9 protein-coding genes are annotated in these 21,512 nt (G+C 67.2%); 8 read left to right on the forward strand and 1 reads right to left on the reverse strand.

Annotation, left to right across the window (positions count from 1 at the left end; translation table 11 throughout):
• Nucleotides 1–75 precede the first annotated feature (75 nt).
• The gene (locus tag ACQ4WN_RS08295) at nucleotides 76–441 is read right to left on the reverse strand and encodes a hypothetical protein (protein WP_436551097.1); all 366 of its coding nucleotides are present in this window, start codon (nucleotides 439–441) and stop codon (nucleotides 76–78) included.
• A gap of 191 nt (nucleotides 442–632) precedes the next feature.
• On the opposite strand from ACQ4WN_RS08295, the gene ACQ4WN_RS08300 reads away from it, so the two are divergent.
• The 8 genes from ACQ4WN_RS08300 to ACQ4WN_RS08335 all read left to right on the forward strand — a co-directional run bounded on the left by ACQ4WN_RS08300 (nucleotide 633) and on the right by ACQ4WN_RS08335 (nucleotide 21,478).
• Nucleotides 633–1,361, forward strand: a complete 729-nt coding sequence (locus ACQ4WN_RS08300) for a secretin and TonB N-terminal domain-containing protein (RefSeq protein WP_436551098.1) — start codon at nucleotides 633–635, stop codon at nucleotides 1,359–1,361.
• A 2-nt stretch (nucleotides 1,362–1,363) separates the two neighbouring features.
• The gene (locus ACQ4WN_RS08305; RefSeq protein ID WP_436551099.1) at nucleotides 1,364–1,921 is read left to right on the forward strand and encodes an RNA polymerase sigma factor; all 558 of its coding nucleotides are present in this window, start codon (nucleotides 1,364–1,366) and stop codon (nucleotides 1,919–1,921) included.
• Nucleotides 1,914–2,861: a FecR family protein gene (locus ACQ4WN_RS08310; protein ID WP_436551100.1), complete on the forward strand. Its 948-nt coding sequence runs from the start codon at nucleotides 1,914–1,916 to the stop codon at nucleotides 2,859–2,861. The genes ACQ4WN_RS08305 and ACQ4WN_RS08310 overlap by 8 nt, the downstream gene beginning before the upstream one ends.
• 199 nt (nucleotides 2,862–3,060) lie before the next feature.
• Complete coding sequence (locus ACQ4WN_RS08315) at nucleotides 3,061–16,704, forward strand: filamentous hemagglutinin family protein (RefSeq protein WP_436551101.1); 13,644 nt, start codon at nucleotides 3,061–3,063, stop codon at nucleotides 16,702–16,704.
• 153 nt (nucleotides 16,705–16,857) lie between these two features.
• Nucleotides 16,858–18,489, forward strand: coding sequence for a ShlB/FhaC/HecB family hemolysin secretion/activation protein (locus ACQ4WN_RS08320; RefSeq protein ID WP_436551102.1), 1,632 nt, complete (start codon nucleotides 16,858–16,860; stop codon nucleotides 18,487–18,489).
• 56 nt (nucleotides 18,490–18,545) lie between these two features.
• Nucleotides 18,546–20,327: a DUF2341 domain-containing protein gene (locus tag ACQ4WN_RS08325; protein ID WP_436551103.1), complete on the forward strand. Its 1,782-nt coding sequence runs from the start codon at nucleotides 18,546–18,548 to the stop codon at nucleotides 20,325–20,327.
• A 13-nt stretch (nucleotides 20,328–20,340) separates the two neighbouring features.
• Nucleotides 20,341–20,751: an ExbD/TolR family protein gene (locus tag ACQ4WN_RS08330; protein ID WP_034753784.1), complete on the forward strand. Its 411-nt coding sequence runs from the start codon at nucleotides 20,341–20,343 to the stop codon at nucleotides 20,749–20,751.
• A gap of 10 nt (nucleotides 20,752–20,761) precedes the next feature.
• Nucleotides 20,762–21,478 carry an energy transducer TonB family protein gene (locus ACQ4WN_RS08335; protein WP_436551104.1) on the forward strand — a complete coding sequence of 239 codons (717 nt, stop codon included), beginning with the start codon at nucleotides 20,762–20,764 and terminating at the stop codon, nucleotides 21,476–21,478.
• Nucleotides 21,479–21,512: the final 34 nt, after the last annotated feature.

Genomic DNA, 21,512 nt, shown 5'->3' on the forward strand with positions numbered 1-21,512 from the left:
AAGCCTGGAATGATACGCAATCGGCGCGATTGCGCAATCTTGACAGCGCAAATGGACTGTGCGTTGACAACCGCGTCAACGGGGCGGCAGCAGGGGGCTGGCGGGCGGCGGCGGTGCCGGCCTCTGCGGCGTGACGGATTTGCCAAAGGCATTGCCCATGCGGTGTTCGAGGGCGGCGCGGTTGTACAGGCCCAACTGGTTCGACGGACGCTGCACGGTCGCTTCCGCGCCGGACAGGGTGGGCGGCGGCCGGTTCACAGTATTGCTGCTAGGTAATAATTTTTCGTTCAAGCAAGATATCGATTGCGCGCGCTTGCCATTCACTTCCACCTCCACGCAGCCCCTCTCGGGCGCGGCGGCCTTGACGACGACGGTGTGCTCGTCCGCCTGCGCGGGCAGGGTGGCACAGGCAAACAGCAACAGCAATAACAGGCGCGCCATGACGGCTCCCGGAGCGGTGGGAAACGCTCAGCATAGCAAAGTCATATGTCGCAGTGATGACACGCAAGCCCGGTCGCTTTGTGACCTATGTCATGCAGTTGTCATTTTATGAAGCTACCATCTTGCCATTCTGCTTGAAATATTGCAGTCAAGACACTTCATGAGCAGGCTCTCGTTGATTTCCCTGGAAAATGACACTAACCCACCGCCACGCCGCAACGGGCAATGCCCTGTCCGCCTGCTTGCTGATGACATTGATGACATTGATGACATTCGTGCGGCCGGCTGCCAGTGCGGACGGTGCTGATGCCGCCGCGCACACCACCTTGCGCTTCGACTTGCCCACCCAGCCGCTCGATGCGGCGCTGGTGGCGTTTGGCGAAGTGACCGGGTATTCCGTGCTGGTCAGCAGCCAGCTGGCGGCGGGGCGCGTGGCCTCGCCCGTGCGCGGCGACTACACGCCGGCCGAGGCGTTGCAGCGCTTGCTGGCGGGCACGCAGCTGGGCGTGCGCTTCAGCGGCAGCAATGCCTTTACCTTGCTGGCGCTGGCCGACGCGCCCGTGGCACCGGCGCCCGTGCCGGCCGAAGTTACCCCCGCCACCGCACCATTGCAAGGTTATGCTGCCATCCTGCAGCGCTCGCTCACGCGCACCCTGTGCCGTTTGCATCCGGATGCCTTCGGCCGCTACCGCCTGGCCTTCCAGCTGTGGCTCGATGAACGGGGCAAGGTGCGCGCCGTACACGTACTCGAAGGGAGCGGCGTGGCGCAGCGCGACCGCGCCGTGCTGCAGCGCTTGCGCAGCCTGCTGATGGATGGCGCGCCACCGGCGGGCTTGCCGCAGCCGCTGACGATCCTGTTGACGCCGCGGCCCGATCCGGACGCCGATTGCGCACCCTACCTCGTGTCCGGGGCGTCCTGAGCATGTCGGATTTGCTGAAAGCCACCTTGCGCAAGCTGTTCCTCGAACGCTACGGACAGTTTCGCCGTCACCTGCAGCGCCGCCTTGGCTCGGAAGACCTGGCCAATGATGCGCTGCATGAAACATATTTGCGGGTGGAACGGATGAACGCGCCCGAGGCGATCAGCTACCCGTCCGCGTATCTGATGCGCATCGCCATCAATATTGCGGAAGATCAACGCCGCAACAATGCACGCCTGCTCAGCCTGCCCGATATCGACGATTTGTACGAGATGGCCGATGAATTGGCCGACCCGGCCCGCACCTTCAGCGCGCGCGCCGAACTGGAAGAACTGGAACGGGCCTTGCAGGAGTTGCCGAAACGCCGGCGCGCCATCGTCATCGCCGCCCGCGTCGACCAGTTGCCGCACCGCGACATCGCCGAGCGCTTCGGCATTTCCGCCCGCACGGTGGAGAAGGAATTGCGCGCCGGCCTCGAACATTGCTGCGAACGCATGGGACGCGATTTCATCCAGCGCTTCGGTCCCGGCGCGGGAAAAACGTCTAAACATCATGATTGAACAAGCGGAAGACGACATGAGTGTCATCCAGCAGGAAGCGCAGGCGTGGGTCGTGCGCCTGGCCTCGGGCCAGGTCAGCGAGCGCGATGCGCAAGTATTTCGCCACTGGTGTGCGCGCAGCCGCAGGCATGCCAACGCGTTTGCCGAGGCGCGTGCCGTATGGGGTGCCATGGCGCCCGCTGCGCGCGCCGTCAAGCGGGCGCAGCAGCCAGTGAACATGGCGCGGCGCGCCTGGCTGGGTGGCGCCGTTGCCGCCTCGCTGGGCTTGCTGGTGCTGCGCCCGCCCACGGACCTGTGGCCGGCCGTGGCGGGCCTGGGCGCCGACTACGCCACGGGCACGGGCGAGCAGCGCGAAGTGGCGCTCGATGGCGGCGTGCTGGTGCAGATGAATACGCAGACGCGCCTCGATGCGGCGCCCGTGCAGGACGGCGCCGCAGCGCTGGTGCTGCTGGCGGGCGAAGCGGAATTCCAGGCCGGCCTGCGCGGCGCGGCGCGCGTGCGCGTGCAGGCGGGCGACGGCACGGTGTCGGCTGGCAGCGCGCGCTTCAATATTCGGCTATTCGGCCGGGAAGTGTGCGTGACCTGCCTGGCGGGCCGCTTGCGCGTGGCGCAGGCCGGCAACGACGCGGAACTGGCGGCGGGCCAGCAGCTGCGCTACCGGCCCGAGCATTTCGGCATCGCCCGCGCGGTGGCGAGGGGCGACGTCAGCGCCTGGCGCCAGCGCCTGCTGGTGTTCAAGCAAAGTACGCTGGCCGAGGTGGTGGACGAGGTGAACCGCTACCGTCCCGGCAAGCTGATCCTCAATGGCGACACGTTGAAACATACGCGTGTGCAAGCCAGCTTTTCGCTCGACCGCCTCGATGACGTGATCGCCCTGATCCAGGATGCGTATGGCGCGCGCGTGACGCGGCTGCCGGGCGGCATCGTCCTGTTTGGTTGAGCCCCGCCTTGGCGCGCCAAGGCTGCGCGCCAAGGCGGGGCGCCAATTATGACATTTTCATGACCTTTTGCAGTCCCGGACCTTATTCCCTGTCAATGCTGCTGGAAGCCGCGAATCAGTGCCTGCCGCCCGCCCCGTGCGTGCCGCGCGCCGCCTCGCGATATCGGTCAGCAACGGAACATGAAAAGGGAATGTCGCCATGCAGCGAAGCAAGTCGGTCACGAAACACGCATCCTCCTCCGCCATGGCGGGCAACCGGACCGGGCGCCCGGTGCGATTGAAGCCGCTGGCGCTGGCCATCGCCATGCTGCTGCAGGCGGGCGGCGCGCAGGCGCAGCAGCCGTTCAGCGGCGCCTGGTTCGCCGGCAAGGGCGCGCAGCAGGGCACGGCTGCGGCCACGGGACGCTTGCCGAATGGCCAGCCGGCAACATCGCTGAACAATCCTTTGCTGCAGCAGCAGAAGGCCGAAGGCAAGCTGCAGCAATCGCTGAACAATCTCTTGCTGGCCGCGCGCGGCATCGCCGCCGAGCAGGCGGTGCAGGCGGCCGCGCGCGAGGCGGCGCTGGCGGCGGGCGGCAGCCCCAACGGCCTGGTCAAGGGCGGCTTGCAGGTCGACAGCAACAGCCTGACGGCCGGCTGGCTCAATGCCCAGGGGCCCGTGCAGACCCAGGCCGACGGCAAGACCGTCGTCAAGGTTGTGCAGACGGATGACAAGGCGATCCTGAACTGGGAAAGCTTTAACGTCGGCAAGAACACCACCTTGCAATTCGACCAGAAATCGAACTGGTCCGTGTTGAACCGCGTGAATGATCCGCTGGCGCGCCCCAGCCAGATCCAGGGCCAGATCAAGGCCGACGGCACGGTGATGATCGTCAACCGCAACGGCATCGTGTTTACGGGCAGCAGCCAGGTCGATACGCGCAATCTGGCGGCGGCCGCCATGGGCATGAGCGACAGCCAGTTCAAGAGCGGCCTGTACGGCAAGGCGCAGGGCACGGGCGCCGTGCCGACCTTCGCGAATGACTTGCTGTTGGGCCAGAATACCTACACGCATGGCAAGGCCCAGGCCGACGTCGTCGTGACTGCCGGCGCGCGCATCGACACGCGCAAGCCGCAGACGGTGACGGAAGGCGGCGGCTATGTGCTGCTGGCCGGCCGCAACGTTGAAAACGCGGGCGCCATCACCACGCCAAATGGCCAGACGACTCTGGCTGCAGGCGACGCCATCGTCGTGCGCCAGGGCATGGGCACGGACAAGAACCAGTATTCGAGCACGCGCGGCAATGAAGTCGAGATGCTGCGCGTGACCGGTAGCAGCGCCGGCAGCGTTGTCAACAACGGCGTGATCCAGGCGGCGACGGGCGACATCACGCTCAGCGGCAATAGCCTGCGCCAGGATGGCGTGCTGCTGTCGAGCACGACCGTCAATGGCCGCGGCACCATCCACCTGGCGGCGGCCGGCGAGAACGCCGGCGTCACCCTGGCGCGCGGCAGCGTCAGCGCCATCCTCATCGATAACAACGGCGCCACGGCGCTGGATGTGCAGCGCGATACCTTGCTGAAAGACACGGGCAAGGGCACCGAAGGCATCGGGGACCGGCGCGACCAGTCGCTGGTGCGCATCGTCTCCGCCGGCAACGTCGAGCTCGAAGGCGACTCGCTGACCCTGGCCACGGGCGGCCAGGTGCTGGTCGATGCGGCCCGCCGCAGCCACGTGGCGCGCGGCGCCGCCATCGACGTTTCCGGCGCCGTCGGCGTGAAGGTCGACATGAGCAGCAACAATGTGCTGATCAACGTGCAGGGCAACGAGCAGCGCGACGCGCCCGGCAGCCGGGACGCGAAATACCTGAACAACAGCGACGTGTGGGTCGACCGCCGCGACCTGGTGCTGGTGCCGGCCGGCACGAATGGCTACGCCACGGACCGCTGGTACACGGCAGGCGGCTTGCTGGAAGTGAGCGGCTACCTGAACACCAGCGGCCACGGCATCGGCGAATGGGCGGCCCAGGGTGGCACCGTGGCCTTTGGCGGTGGTGAAGTGGTGACGCAGGCCGGTTCGCGCATCAACATCGCCGGCGGTTCGCTGGACGTGCAGACGGGCATGGTCAGGCAGACGTGGCTGAAGGGCGCCGATGGCGCGATGGTCAAGCTGAGCACAGCGCCCGGCGACAATCTGTACACGGGCCTGTATCGCGGCTACGAAAGCACGCATGCGCGCTGGGGCGCGAACACGACGGAGACGTACGCGAATGCCTTGATCGGCCCGCGCGAGCGCCTGGAAAACGGCTATACGGTGGGCCGCGATGCGGGCCGCCTGATCGTTTCCACGGGCGCCGCCGTGCTGGAAGGCGATATCGATACCTCCGTATTCCAGGGCGAGCGCCAGCAGCGCAAGCGCGATGACGGCATGGAGAGCTACAAGCAGGCGCAGACGGCGGCGGCGCGTGCCGGTCAACTGATCGTGGGCAAAATGACGCCCGTCTTTGATACCAGGACGGGCCAGCTGCGCGACAGCCCGCAAGCCGTGCTGGAGAACGTGCAAATCGGCAAGGTGGCCGGCATCGCCGATGGCCAACTGCTGGGCGACGCCTTGCCGGCCGCGCGCAGCAAAGCCTTGCAACTCGACGCGGACTGGCTCAACGGACTGGAACTGGGCGCACTGAATATCTACGCTTACGACAAGCTCGACGTGAATGCCGACGTGCGTGTGGCCGATGGCGGCGACATCGCCCTGCACGCCAACGATGTGGCGATCAAGGCCAATGTGAGTGCGCGCAGCGGCAGCATCGCCGCCGGCAATATGGTGTCGCGCTATCTGGCCAACACGGGCGCCGTGTGGCTCGATGCGCCCGTGTCGCCGGAAGGGCGTCCCACGGGCCCGGCCGGCGTGCGTGTGGCGCCCGGTGTGCGTCTCGATGCGCGTGGCCTGTGGAGCAACCTGGAACTGGACCCGGGTGCCAGCGCCGGCTTGCCGTATATGAATGGCGGCAAGGTCACCCTGAAGAGCTCCGGCGGCATCGAACTGGCTGGTGGCAGCGTCATCGACGTCTCGTCCGGCGCCGCCCTGATGAGCAATGGCAGCCTGCAGGGAGGACGCGGTGGCGACATTACCCTGGCGGTCGACTTGCCGCGTGAAAAAGCCTCTACCGGCGCCTTGCTCAAGCTCGACGGCGAGTTGCGTGGCCATGGCGTGAAGGGCGGCGGGCGGCTGGTGATCGATAGCGGCACGGCTGTCAGCATCGGTGGCAAGCTGCTCGAAGGCGACGTGCTGCCAGCGGGCAGCAGCGCCCCCGTCGGCCTGCGCCTGGTCGATGAATTCCTGATTGCCAAGGGCGAGAAGATCCCCTTTGATTTCGCGCTCAGCACCAGCCTGATCAAGCCGGGCCAGACCCTGGCCAAGCCCGTGACGGTCGACGTGTCGGCGACGAAGCCGCTGGTGCTGGGGGCCGACTTGCTGGTGCCGCCGGGCGCGAACGTCGTTATCAACGGTACGACGTATGTCTGGGGCGGCTCCATCGCTCCCGCCGGCAGCGTGTTGACGGCCCTCAACGGTCTCACTACGGGATTCGTGGTCTCGGCGGCGGCCTTTCCGAACGGCTTGCCCATCCAGCCGATGACGACGCAGTATGCGGCCGGCAGCATCGCGGCCGACAACCTGCGCACGCCGCGCGGCGTGCTGCTGCCGACTGGCATCATGCTGGGACGCGACGTTGCCGTGCAGCCCATGCTGGCGCTGGGTGCCAGCCTGTTCCAGAGCGGCTTTGCCGATTATGCAGTCACGGGCCGCGACGGCGTGGTGGTGGTCAAGGATGCGCAGATCGATGTGCGGATGCCCGTGCTGCGCTTCAATCCCGCCACCGGCCACACGGTAGCGGGCGGCACTGATCCTGGCGCCGCGCTGGAAGTGTGGATGCCGCAGCTGAACCAGGAAGATGCGCGCAAGGGCCGCCTGACGCAGCGCGCCGGCGCCGACCTGACGCTGACGGCCGGCAGTCCGAACGTGAAGGGCGCCCTGGCGGTGGCGCAAGGCGCCGTCGTCACGGTCGATCCGGGCCGTCAGATCAGCCTGACGGGCAATGACCAGATAAGCATCGATGGCCGGCTCGATGCCTGGGGCGGCAAGATCGCCATCCTGCCGGGCACGTTTGGCACTGGCAGAGATGCCGATGTGCCGAACGGCAAGGGGCAAGCCACCTCGATCTGGATCGGCGAACACGCCGTGCTCGATGTCGCCGGTCGCGCCACTGTGGCCACCGACATGCGGGGCGGGCGCTATGGCCGTGCCGACAAGGGCGGCAGCATCGAAATCGGTGCGCGCTACAAGGCCGACGCTGCCAGCGTCGACGCGGCCGATGCCTTTGTCGTGGTGCGCCCGGGCGCACTGCTCGACGCCAGCGGCGCGCAAGCCACGCTGGACTTGCCGAACCAGGGCGCTGTCAACGTGGCCGGCAACGGCGGCTTGATTGCGCTCAGTTCCTACAACGGCATCTTTGCCGATGGCACTCTGCGTGCGGCGGCCGGTGGCGCTGGCGCGGCCGGCGGTACGCTGGCGATGGCGCTGGACACGCCCAACTATGGCCAGGTGAACCGCCTGACGCTGCAAGGCGCCAGTGTCGACAATGTGGTGCGGGTGCCGCGCGAATTCGTGCTGGCCCAGGTGCAGGGCGACAGCGTCTTGCCGGCCGACCTGCGCGCCGGCCAGCAGGATGAGGCCTTGCGCTACGGCACTGCGCGCCTGGGGGCCGACCGCGTGCAGGCCGGCGGCTTCGATAACCTGGCCATGCATGTCAACGGCATGCTCAGCGTGGATGGCGACGTCAAGCTGACGCTGGGCCAGAGCCTGCGCCTGAGCGCCAGTTCGCTGGGGCTGGCGGCACGGCCGCAGCCGGATGCGGACGGCCGGGACAAGTTGCAAAGCCTTGCCAGCCAGGTGCATTTGGCGGCGCCGTATGTGCGCCTGGGTACGGCCATGCGCGGACAGAAGGACGATTACATCGTGCCCAATGCCGTGAAAGGGTCGAAAAACTCGGGCAAGGGGCGCGGCTTGCTGGGCGTGCCGCTGGTGGCCGATGGCTCCCTGCTGCAGATCGATGCGGGCATGCTCGATCTCGCGGGCGAGGTCAACATGGGCACGCGCGGCACCATCGCGCAGAGCAGCGGCGCCGACCTGGTGGTCGAACGCGATGCCTTCGAGCAGCTGACCCTCAACAGCCGTGGCGACTTGCGCCTGTCGAACAACGCCGCCCTGTACCAGCCTGGCAACGCCACCCTGGCCGCCGCGCAGATTTATCCTGCCACGGGCGACAGCGGCATGGTCATGGTGGGCCAGAGCAGCCGGGTCGACGAGTACGGCAATGTGCGCGTCACGCTCGACCCCTTGCGCACGCTCAATATCGAGCGCAGCGGTGACGGCGCCACGCCGAACCAGCCCTATTCCGTGTTTGGCAGCCTGAACCTGATTGCTCCCACCATCAAGCAGCATGGCGTGCTGCGCGCGCCGCTGGGCCAGATCACCCTGGGCGCCGAAGGCTATGAAGCCAACACCGGCCATGTCAAGCTGTTGCCGGGCAGCCTGACGTCCGTCAGCGCCAAGGGCTTGACGATGCCGTATGGCGGCACGCTCGATGGCCTCAGCTATCTGTATGACGGCAACGACGTCGTGTTCAAGGGCGTGGGCAATGGCCCCGAGATCGCCTTGACGGGCGCCGCCGTCGACGTGCAAGCGGGCGCCGTGCTCGACCTGACGGGTGGGGGCACCCTGACGGGCGCGGCCTTCCTGGCCGGGCGCGGCGGCTCCACCGATGCGCGCCTCAATCCGCTGGTGCAGATGAAGCCGAACGGCGGCTTCACCCTGCCCGGCCTGAATACCAACCCCGTGTACGCCATCATTCCCGGCGTGCAGCCGGACGTGGCGCCTTTGACTCCCGAGCAAGGCGCGGGCAAGCCAGCCGTAGGGCGCCAGATCACGATAGCTGCGGGCGTGCCCGGCCTGGCGGCCGGCACCTACACCTTGCTGCCATCGAATTTCGCCCTGCTGCCGGGTGCCTTCCGCGTGGAATTGAATGGCCTGGCCGGCGCTGTCGAGGCGGGTAGCACGGTGGCCATGCGCAATGGTTCGTATGCCACGGCGGCGCAGACGGGGATCGTCGGCACGGCCATCCGCGACGCCGTGCCCGGCCAGGTCATCCTGACGCCGGCCGACGTGCTGCGCAGCTATTCGCAATACAATGAAACGGGCTATGCCGCCTTTGCCGTGGCGCAAGCCACGCGCGACGGCGTGCCGCGCGCCATGCTGGAGCGCGACGCCAAGGCCGTGCGGCTGCAGCTGATCGCCCCGTTCCTGCACAGCGTCGAGAATAACCACACGCCATTGATGATGGATGGCAGCGCCCTGTACACGCCGGCCGAGGGCGGCTTCGGCGGCTCACTGCTGCTGGGCACGGGTACCCATGTATCGACGCGCTACGAAGTGTTGGCCGACGGCACGGCGCCGCTGGCGGACTTCCAAGGCGTGTCCGTGCATGCCTCGCAGATCAACGCCTTCGGCGCCCAGCGTGTGGGCATAGGCGGCTTGCCACGCGTCAGCTACAACGATTTCCTTACGGGCAGCAACCAGCGCGCCAATATCGCCGCCATCAAGGAATCGGCGGGCGGCATCGTGCTGCGCGACGGCGCCGTGCTGAAGGCGGCCGAAGTGTTCCTGGTGACCACGAGACCCAACGACGGCATCTTCCTCGAGCAAGGATCGGGCATCAATACGCTGGGCCGCGGCAAGGCGGCCTGGGATTCGCGCGACGGCTATGTGTACCAGCCCATGGGTAGCGTGCTGGCCGTCTCGAACGGCTGGCTGGACCTGCTGCCGGCCGTGCGCACGCCGTCCGATTCGGATGGTCCCGGCATCATCGACATCGGCGCGTGCGCGAAGACGATAGTCGCCTGCGGCGGTACGACCTCGCTGTATTCGGAAGGCACTATCGCCGCCGTGACGGAGCGCGCCTTCACCCTGCGCGACAACGTGCGCTACGGCACGCGCAACCTGGTGCTGGCGATGGGGGCGATCAATATCGGCAGCGAAGCTGCGCTGGCCGACGCCCGCGCCCGCGGCGCTCTGCCGGACGGCCTGGCGCTGAACCAGGGCGTGCTCGACCGCCTGCTGCGCGGCGACACCAGCACGGGCGCGCCGGCGCTGGAAAGCTTGGGCTTGACGGCGCGCAACTCCTTCAACTTCTATGATTCTGCGCAGCTGTCGACTATCGATGCGGCCACGGGCAAGTCGTCGCTGTCGCGCCTGGTACTCAATACGCCCGCCATCTACGGTTATGGCGGCACGGACGCGCTGGCGCGCATCCATACCGACACCCTGGTGTGGCAGGGCGCGACGAATGCGCCCGGCGCCGTGGTTGCCAATGGCCCCGGTACGGGCAGCGGCCGCCTGCAGGTCGACGCCAAGCGCATCGAGTTCGGTTTCACGCCGGACAGCCGTCCCGACACCATCCATAACCTGGACCGTTTGATACTGGGCTTTGGCCAGGTGGCGCTCAATGCCAGCGAGCAAGTCACCGCCAACAACAAGGGCAGCCTGTCCATCTACCAGTCGCAGGGCGCGTGGGATACGGCCATCAACGGCTACCGCTACAGTGGTGGCAATGTGCTCATCAACACGCCGCTGCTGACGGGCGCGGCCGGCTCCGTCAACCGCATCACGGCGGGCGGCGAGCTGAAGGTGAGCGCGCCCGCAGGCGCAGGCGCCGCCACGCCGACGAATGCGGCGCTGGCCGGCGCCCTGGGCGCCGAAGTGGCGCTGAGCGGCAACAGCGTCAGCGTGGATACCTCGGTGGTCTTGCCGAGCGGAAAACTGACCCTGTCGGCCGAGCGCGATGTGTTGCTGGGCGACAAGGCCAAGCTGGACCTGGCAGGCCGCAAGATCGATTTCTACGACACCAGCAAGTACAGCTGGGGTGGCGACGTGATACTCGACAGCCGCGAAGGCGATGTGCGCCAGTCGGCCGCCTCCGTGATCGATGTGTCGGCCGTGAACAACCGCGCCGGCAAGCTGAGCGTGATCGCCACGGGCGACGCGGCCGGCACGGCCGACTTGCGCGGCACCTTGCTGGGCGGTGCCAGCGGCAGCTATGACGCGGGCGGCACCCAGGTAGCGTACGCGGCTGGCGGCGCGGAGATCCGCGCCCAGCATGTCGGCGACTTCGCCGGCCTGAACCAGCGCCTGAACACGGGCAAGGTATTCGGCAGCCGCAGCTTCCAGCTCAAGCAGGGCGATCTGGCCATCGGCGACGAGCTCAAGGCGCGCGAAGTGAGCGTGTCCGTCGACGGCGGCAGCTTGACGGTGAACGGCCGTATCGATGCCAGCGGCGAACAGGTGGGCAGCATCCGCCTGGCCGGCCGCGACGGCGTCACCATCAAGGCCGGCGCCGTACTCGACGCGCATGGCACGGTGTTGCGCACGGACAGCTACGGCCAGGTGATCGAGGCGCCGAACCGCGCCGTGATCGAACTGGCCTCGCCTGGCGGACGCCTGACCCTGGAAGGCGGCGCACGTTTCGACCTGCGCAGCGGAGACAAGGGCGGCAACTATGGCAGCATCGACCTGAACGCGCGCCGCCTGGGCGGCGCCACGGGCGACGATATCGACATCGATGCGGCTGGCACACTGAACATCGCCGGCGCGCGCAACATCAACGTCAACGCCTTCTGGCAATACAAGGATGCGCTCGCCGGTACGGGCAAGGATGCGGATGGCCGCAGCTATCAGGGCATCAACCAGGCTTACCTGGACGAAAAACATGGGGACAGCCAGGATTTCATGGCCCACGCGCTGGCCAACGGTAACTTGATGAACAGCAAACTGCGCGGCTTGCGCGGCGATGCAAACGCCTTCCATTTGCGCCCCGGTGTCGAGATCGTCAGCGCCACGCCGGGCGGCGACCTGCACGTCGATGGCGACATCGACCTGTCCGGCCACCGCTACGACGGCGTCAATCCCCTGGCGCGCCTGAGCAGCGTGTACGGCTCGGGCGAGGCGGGCGCACTGGTGCTGCGCGCCGGTGGCAAGCTCAGCGTCTTCGGCAGTATCACGGATGGCTTCGATACCCGCACCCTGCCCATCACGTCGGACGACAAGGGCTGGCAACTGGTGAAGGGCCGCTTGCCGTGGGGCGGCGAGGTCGTCGTGCCGCAAGCGGGCCTGGTGACCCTGGCCGAAGACACGTATTTCAAATCGGGTACGAGCGTCAATTTCGCCGTGCCGATGAAAGCCATGCAGTTGCGTGGCGGTACCTTGCTGGCGGCGCGCGCCACCTTGACGGATGAGCTGAACCTGCCTGCCGGCAGCGTGCTGGGCGGCGCCGTGCGCAATGCCGACGGCAGCGTGCTGTATGCGGCCGGCACGGTCTTGCAAAAGGCGCTGACTTTATCCACAGGCATGCAGCTCGATCCCGGCCTGCGCCTGCCCGGCGCGGCCAAGGTGGCGGCCATGCTGTGGCCGGCGAATGTCGCCTTGCCCTTCCCGGAAGGCAAGCCCACGGATACGGGCGATAGTGTCAATCTCGTCAACGGCGTGGTGCTGGCCTCGGCGCTGGCGCTGGACAAGGGCAGCGTGCTGCCCGCCGGCACGCTTGTCAAGCTGCCTGGCGACGCGACCATGGTCTCGCTGCGCGCCGGCGACGGCACGGGCAGCCAGGGCCGCAACCTGGCGCTGGCACCCATGCTGGCCCAGGGGTCGCAAGCGTGGTCGCTGCGCCTGGTGGGCGGCGCCGATACGGCCGCCGCCGATACGCGCGCGCTGCGGCCGCATGCGAAGGATGCCCATCTGATGCTGGCCGATACACATTACGGCATGGGCGAGAGGACATCGATCAAGCCGGGCACGGGCTTGCCGGGCACCTATATCTTCAACGAAGAGGCCATCAGCCAGGGCTATCCGGAAGGCGAGGTCGATATTGTGGCTTGGTTTGGTAGCGAAGAGCTCTTGCTGCTGTATGGCGCGGACCTGGTGACCAAGGTGGCCGATGGTACGCCGCCCGAGTATGTGACCAACGTGGAGCCGGCGCGCCAGCCCCTGTTCAGCGTGCTGCGCACGGGCACGGGCGACCTCGACCTGCTGGCCGCCGGCGACTTCGACATGCGTACACTGTATGGCGTCTACACGGCGGGCACGCAGTCGGCCTCGCCGCTGGTCGGTGGCAAGGATCTGTTCAACCTGCCGCGCGGCCTGAGCGCCAAGGGCAAGTTGCTCGGCGCCCTGGGCGACCCGTTGACGCGCTTCGTCGATGGCGGCAGCGAGAACCTGTACCGCGCCTGGTATCCCGAGCACGGCGGCAATTTGCTGCTGCGCGCTCAGGGCGACGTCAAGGGCGATACCGTGGGCACCGCCCTCGGCCGGCGCGAGGATGCCATCGGCACTCTGAACGCGCAGCAGGATACGAGCGATATCGGCACCTGGCTGTGGCGCCAGGGCAGTGGCAGCACGGGGGCGGGTGTGCCCACGGCATGGTGGATCAACTTCGGCACCTATGTCGCGCGCCCCGAAGGCGGCGACCTGTTTGCCGGCCAGCCGATCGTGTCGGGCTTTACGGGCATCGGCACCCTGGGCGGCGGCAATGTGCTGCTGCAGGCGGGTGGCGACGCCGGCATGCTGACCTCGCGCGCCGATCCGGGCGGCGCATACACGCCGCGCAGCCAGGGCTTGAACGTGGCCGTGGGTAGCACGGGCAGGGTAACGCCGGACGGCAAGCTGCTGCTGACGGGCGGCGGTGACCTCGACATCCGCATCGGCGGCGGCCTCAATCCGGTCGCCGAAGTGCGCAGTTTCGATGCCAACAGCGATTTCCCGAATGCCGATACGCGCTTCGAGCGCCAGTATCCCACGCTCAACAGCACCCTCACCAATCTGCGCGGCGCGCTGCGCATGGAAGCGGGTGCCGTGGGTGGCGTCGAGCTGCGTTTCGACCGCGCCGATCCCAAGGAATCGCGGCCGTATGAAACCTATGTGGCGGGCACGGCGATTGCCAGCGGCGGGCCTATCCTGGTGCCAGGCGACAGCGGCGTGCGCATCGATGCGCGTGGCGACCTGGTGCTGGGCGGCACGGCCGATGCGGGCCGCGTGAAGCAGCTGTCCAATGGCTCGCCATTCAATTACCAGGGCGTGGAGCGCAAGGGCGAGGGCTGGAGCTGGTTCTCGCTGTGGACGCCGGCCACGGCCATCGACCTGTTCAGCGCCGGCGGCAATCTGACGCCGACGTCCGCCTGGATCCAATCGGTGACGGGCGACAACCACGCGCCATCGGACGGGCGTTATGTCATGCCATCCGTGCTGCGCGCCGTGGCCGCCAGCGGCAGCTTGTACTACGGCAACGCCAGCCTGGGCAGGCTGGGCGAGGTCGGCAAGGTTGATATGCCGCAGAACGGCGTGATCCTGGCGCCGTCGCCGGTGGCGCCGCAATTTGTCAGGACTGGCACGGGGCAGCTGGAAATGCTGGCCGCCGACTCCATCCATGCGGCCGGCTATCCGATCACGCCATCGGGCGCCGATCCGCGCCTGTTGCCGAACCCGTTCAACCCTGGCTTCGTCGGCGCGCTCGATGCGGTCTGGTTCGGCCTGTTGCCACTGCATAACGTCAATGCGAATGCGCTGGCGCCTTCGCCACTGTTCTCTTTTGGTTCGAATCCCAACGGCGCCGGCGATTTTCAACAGACCTATCCGCTGTTCAGCATGACGGCGCCGACGGTGTCGGAGTATGTGCCGCTGGGCCAGGTGCCCGCGCATTTCTATGCCAACAGCGGCGACATCGTTGGCCTGCGCACGGGCGGCATCGTGTACCGGGCGACACTGAGGGGCGAAACTGGCCCGCAGGGCGTGTGGTACGAGGGCGGCGGCGCCGTTGCCGTGCGCGCCGGACGCGACATCGTCAATTCCGGCACGCCGCTCGGTAGCGTCGAGGGCGTGCCGGAAGGCGCGGCGGGATGGACCAGCAAGGGCTTCGTCGGCCGGCCCGACTACCCGGACAAGCCGGTCATTACTGGCGGCTCGTCCGCGCGCGGCAACCTGTTCGTGCACCGCAATGCCGCCGACGTTTCCGTCGTCAGCGCCGGACGCGATATCCGCTACAGTACCTTCTATGTGGCGGGACCGGGCCAGCTGAACGTGAGCGCCGGGCGTGACCTGTACATGGCCGACAAGGCGGAATTGCGCAGCCTCGGTTCCATCGTCAGCACCGGCCCCGGCGAACGCGGCAACGGTGCCGGCATCAGCGTGGCCGCCGGCGTGGGCCGCAATGGTCCCGACTATGCGGCCTTCGCCGCGCGCTACCTGGACCCGGCCAAGCTGGCCGACCCAGGCCGGCCGCTGGCCGACCAGGCCGGCAGCGCCGTGTATGCCTACGGCGGCAAGCTGACCCTGGCCGACTGGCTGCGCGGGCAGTTCGGCTACACAGGCGACGAAGCGGGGGCGTCCGCCTTCCTCGGTACGAAGCAGGCTGAACTGGAAAAGGCCGGCCAGCAGACGGGCGGCGTGCGGCGCGACCTGACGCGCGAATATGCGTTGGTGAGCCAGCTGCACCTGGTGAACTGGCTGACGACGCGCTTTGGCGGCGACAGCGGCCTGGGCATCCGCTATGACCCGGCCACCGATGCGCGCAGCTTCTTTGCCGCCTTGCCGAAGGAACAGCAGCAGGTGTACCTGAGCAATGTCTACTTTGCCGAGCTGAAGGCGGCCGGGCGCGAATACAACGATCCCGACGGCATGCGCCGCGGCAGCTACCTGCGCGGCCGGGAAGCCATCGCCACCCTGTTCCCATCGCAGGACAAGGCGGGCAAGAAGATAGCCTACCAGGGCGACCTGACGATGTTCAGCAGCGCGCTGTACACGGTCGATGACTACGGGGGAATTTACACCAAGCGGCCGCTGGCTGGCGTGCGCTACCTGAGCCCGCAGGAGTGGGCCGAGGCGGGGCGTCCATCGATGGACGTGCCGCACGTGATCGTCAACGATGCCGGCATCCACACGGATTTCGGCGGCGATATCGGCATCACGGTGCCGGGCGGGCGCGCGCTGATCGGCGTCGATGGCGGCTATGCGCCGGGCGAAGGCTCGGGCGTGTTGACGCAGGGGGCGGGCGAGATCCAGATGTATGCGAAAGACAGCATCCTGCTAGGCCAGAGCCGCATTTTCACCACCTTCGGCGGCAACATCCTGGCCTGGTCGGCCACGGGCGACATCAATGCGGGCCGCGGCACCAAGTCCACCGTCGTCTACACGCCGCAGCGCCGGGTGTACGACAGCATCGGCCTGGTCAGCCTGTCGCCCAGCACGCCGAGCACGGGCGCCGGCATCGCCACCCTGAACCCGATCCCGGAGGTGCCGCCCGGCGACATCGACCTGATCGCCCCGCTGGGCAGCATCGACGCGGGCGAGGCGGGCATCCGCGTCTCGGGCAACGTCAACCTGGCGGCCTTGCAGGTGGTGAATGCGGCAAACATCCAGGTGCAGGGCAAGTCGGCGGGCATGCCGGTCATCGCCGCAGTGAACGTGGGTGCGCTCAGCAATGCCAGCGCGGCCGCGACACAGGCCGTGGGCGCGGCGCAGGACGTGCTGCAGCGTGAACGGGCCGCCACGCGCCAGGCGCTGCCGTCGCTGTTCACGGTGAAAGTGCTGGGCTTTGGCAACGAGCGGGCGGACGAGGGCAATGTCGGCAAGGTCCAGGGCGGCGAGCCGCAAGCGTCCAGCTACCAGCCGGCCGGCGTGGTGCAGGTGCTGGGGGCGGGGCCATTGACGGCGCCGCAGCTGCAGGCACTCACGCCGAACGAGCGGCGCGGCATGCAACCGTGAGTTTTATGAACATTTGATGACATTCGACAGTCGCCGCGCGCGGCGGCTGTCTAGGCATCAGTAGACAAGCTTCGGTGGACCACATCCGCAGTACAAAACGCCGGCCCAGCGCCGCAACACAGGGCAACCGTTTGATTTTAAGGTGAATGGAAGATGCGTGAGATGAAAAAACAGGGCAAGGGGGCAGCACCCGCGGCACCCGCGACCGCCTTGACGATGCTGTGCCTGGCCATGCTGGCGCTGCCCGGCATGAGCTGCGCTCAGGAAACAGTTGTCGCCGCGCCGGCCGCGCCGGAACGGCAAGTGACGATCGAGGAATACCTGGTGCGCGGCAATACCGTGCTCGATGCGCGTGCCATCGAAGAGGCGGTCACGCCCTTCCTGGGGCCGGGCCGCACCCTGAAGGACGTGGAAGGGGCGCGCGACGCCTTGGTCGCCGCCTACCAGGCGCGCGGTTACCAGTCCGTCTACGTGGATTTGCCCGAGCAGCAGGTGGAGCAGGGCGTGGTGGTGCTGCAGGTGAGCGAAACCAAGGTGGGTCGTTTGCGCGTGGTCGGTGCGCAATACAACTCGCCGCTCGACGTACGCCAGCAAGTGCCGGCACTGACGGAGGGCAAGGTGCCCGACTTTACGCAGGCGCAAGTGGAACTGACGGCCCTGAACCGCGGACCCAAGCGCCAGGTGATGCCGCTGGTCAAGCAGGGCAGCCTGCCCGGCACCATGGACGTGGACTTGAAAGTGGAAGACAGCAGCCCGTGGCGCGCCAGCGTGGGCTTGAACAACGATTACAGCGCCGATACGAAAAAGTTGCGCAGCAGCGTGTCGCTCGGTCACGACAACCTGTGGCAGCTCGGGCATAGCGCCACGATCAGCTTTTTCGGCACGCCGGGTGACCTGAATCAGACCCGCGTGTGGTCCGCCTCGTACGTGGCGCCCATCGGCACGCAGGGCTGGAGCGTGGAAGCGACCGGCTACCAGTCGAACAGCAACGTGGCCAGCACGGGCGGTACCAGCGTGCTGGGCAAGGGCCATGCGCTGGGCATGAAGCTCAACTACACGGTGCCCAACAGCGGCATCTGGTGGCACAGCTTTTCTGCCGGCATCGATTTCAAGGATAACCAGGAGGCGCTGCAATTGAATGGCGCCGGTTCCAGCATTCCCTTGAAATATGTACCGCTCAGCGTGGCCTACAACGGCTTTGCACAGACGGAGACGGCGACCTATGGCCTGGGTCTGTCGCTGGTGGCCGGCACGCGCGCCGCGTTCGGCTATGGCAGCGACAGCGCCGCCTACGACAACAAGCGCTACAAGGCCTCGCCCAGCTTCCTCGTGCTGAAGGGCGATGCCAACGTGACCACCACCCTGGGCAGCGGCGCGCAGCTGTACGGCAAGCTGGCGGGCCAGCTGGCCGATGCGGCGCTGGTGTCGGGCGAGCAGATGGCCGCCGGCGGCGCCAATTCCGTGCGCGGCTATCTGTCGGCCGAAGCGACGGGCGACTACGGTGTCTCGGGCACGGTCGAATGGCGCACGCCCCAGCTGACGTATTTCAGCCGCCTGGAAAACTGGCGTCTATATGCGTTTGCCGATGGCGCGCGTCTGCGCCTGCGCGATCCGATGGTGGAACAGAAAGACCTGTTCGGCCTGGCATCCGTGGGCGTGGGCAGCAGCTTCCAGTTCCTGCGCTACCTGAATGGCCGCATCGATTTTGCCTACCCGCTGCGCGATGGCCCACGCACGCACAAACACGTGCGCCGCATCAATTTCAACCTGTCGGCCAGCTACTGACGGGCCAGCTCACCAGCACTGTACTTTTTTAGACTTTTCTTCGGAGAATCACTGTCATGCAACGTTTTCTTTTTCTGCTCACGATCCTGGGCACGCTCGTTCCCGGCCTGGCGCATGCCTGGTGGCAGCCCGACTGGGCTTACCGCAAACCCGTCACCGTCGATGCCGGCCCGAAGGCCGGTGCCGTCGGCGGCGATCCCGGCCGCATTCCCGTGCTGCTGCGCTTGCATTCGGGTAATTTCAACTTTGAAGGCGTCAGCGACAACGGCGCCGACCTGCGCTTCGTGGCGGGCGACGACAAGACGGTGCTGAACCACCAGATCGAGCAATTCAATCCGCTGCTGGGCATCGCCCTGATCTGGGTCGACGTGCCGGCCCTGAGCGCCGGAACACCGCAAAAATTGTGGATGTACTACGGCAATCCGAAGGCACCCGCTTCCGGCAATGGCCAGCGCACCTTCGATCCCGACTACAGCCTGGTGTACCACTTCACCGAGCCTGGCGTTCCCTCGCGCGACAGCACCGCCTACGGCAACCATGCCCAGACGGCCGTGCCGGCGCTCGACGGTTCCGTCATCGGCGCCGGTGCCCGTCTGGGCACCACGCCATTGATGCTGCCCGCCTCGCCTTCGCTGGCGCTGGCCGCCGGTGCGCCATTTACATTCTCGGCCTGGGTGCGCCCGGACAGCCTGGGCGCGCGACAAGTGCTGTATGCACGCCGCGACGGCAGCAGTGAATTGCTGATCGGTATCGACCAGGGCGTGCCGTTCGTGCAGGTGAATGGTCAGCGCAGCAAGCCCGGCCAGCCGATCCAGGCCGCGCAATGGTCGCACCTGGCTGTCAAGGCCGATAAAGCCAATGTGGCCCTGTATGTGGGTGGCCGTCCGGCCGTGTCGCTGGCCACCGCCCTGCCAGCCTTCGCCACGGCCGCGTCGGTAGGCGCCGATGCGTCGCCGGCCGCCTCCGGCGCCGACACCCTGGCCAGCTTCACGGGCGCCATCGACGAGCTGCGCCTGTCGCGTACGGCCCGTCCCGATGCGCTGCTGCTGGCCGATGCCGTCTCGCAAGGTTCCGAATCGCGCCTGGCCGTGTTTGGCCCAGATGAACAGCAGGCCGGTAAAAGCCATTTCGGCTTCATCATCGCCGCCATGCCGCTCGACGCCTGGATCGTCGTCGGCTTGCTGGGCCTGATGATGGCCTTGTCGTGGATCATCATGATCGGCAAGGGCCGCAGCTATGGCGCCATCGCGCGCGCCAATGCGCAATTCATGCAGTCGTTCCACGAAGCGGCCGGCGCGCCGCTGGACCACCTGGCGCGCAACGGCAAGCTGAGCGCTTCCGTGAAGACGGATTCCTCGCTGTGGCGCCTGTATGACGTGGCCATCGACGAGATGCGCCGCCGCCATGACCGGGGCTACGACTTGAACGCCGTCTCGAACGCGACCATCGGCGCCATCCGCGCGGCCATGGATGGCGTGATGGTGCGCGAAAGCGAACGCATGTCGAAACGCATGATCTGGCTCTCGACCACCATCGAAGGCGCGCCATACGTGGGCCTGTTCGGTACCGTGATCGGCATCATGCTGGTGTTCGTCGTGGCCGCCATGGCGGGCGCCGTGGACATCAACTCGGTGGCGCCGGGCATGGCTGCTGCGCTGCTGTGTACGGCTGCTGGCCTGGGCGTGGCGATTCCCGCCCTGTTCGGCTACAACTGGCTGTCCTCGCGTTCGGACGCCATCGTCGCCGATATGGCTGTCTTCGTCGATGAATTTGCCACGCGTCTGGCTGAAGAGCAGGGCGACGGACGGCAGATGCGTCCCGTGCTGCAACAGGCGTGAGGGGCGCATAACCATGGCCACCTCCGCCAAGTTTACCCCCCGCAAGCGTAGCGGCGGCATCAACATCACGCCCTTCGTCGACGTGTTGCTGGTGGTGCTGGTGATCTTCATTCTGACCAGCAACGCCAGCATTCCCGGCATCAAGGTCGACCTGCCCAAGGCCAGCTCGGCCATGGCGCTGGAAAAACCGAAGACCAAGGCCATCACCATCGACAACGCGGGCCAGGTCTTCCTCGATGCCTATCCCGTCACCCTGCCCGAGCTGGAAGAGCGCTTGCGCACGGAAAAGGCCTTGACGCCCGACTTTCCCGTGATCGTGCGCGGCGATGCCGCCGTGCAATACGCGAAAGTGGTCGAAGTGCTCGACTTGCTGCGCCGCATCGACCTGAACCAGGTGGGCCTGGTGACCGGCAAGCCGGCATGAGGAGCGCAAGGTGAAGCGTGACGACATGATGAAGACGGCTGCCTCGGAACCATCGAACGCGGCGCAGTGGTGGCGTCGCTGGGGCGGCGTGGCCGGCGGCGCGCTGCTGGCCGGTGCGCTGGCCGCGCTGGTCTGGTATTTGCTGTCCGACACGGCGGCCACCAAGCGCGAAGTGGCGGCCCCGCCGATGCTGATGCTGCCACCGCCGCCACCGCCGCCGCCGGAACCGGAAAAACTGCCGGAACCGACGCCCGACAAGGTGGTGCCGGAAGTGTCGGAGCCGGAACCGACGCCGGCCGACAAGCCCATGGATGACGCGCCGGAAAGTCCGTCGCCGGACAAGGGCGACCCCGTCACCATCGATGGCGCGGCGCAGGCTGGCAGTGACGCCTTCGGCATCCAGGCCGGGCGCGGCGGCGGCATGACGGGCGGTGGCGGCGGTGGCGGACTCGGTGCGGGATCGTATGGCCGCTATGTGGCCAACGCGCTGCAGCTGGCCTTCGCCCGCGACCCGCGCACGCGCCAGCTGGCGTTTGCCGACATCCGCGTCGACCTGTGGCTCGATACGGAAGGCCGGACGTCGAAGGTGCAGCTGGTGCAAGGCACGGGCAATGCGCAGACGGATGAACAGGTACTGGCCATGGTGCGCGACTTCCGCGCCGATGAGCGGCCACCGGCGTCATTGCGTTTTCCCGCGAGAGTATCGATCAAGGGCCGCCGGCCGTAGCGCCCACATTCATATTAATTTTTACCGAAAGAAA

This window comes from Janthinobacterium pasteuri (assembly GCF_051380775.1).
GTDB lineage: Bacteria > Pseudomonadota > Gammaproteobacteria > Burkholderiales > Burkholderiaceae_D > Janthinobacterium.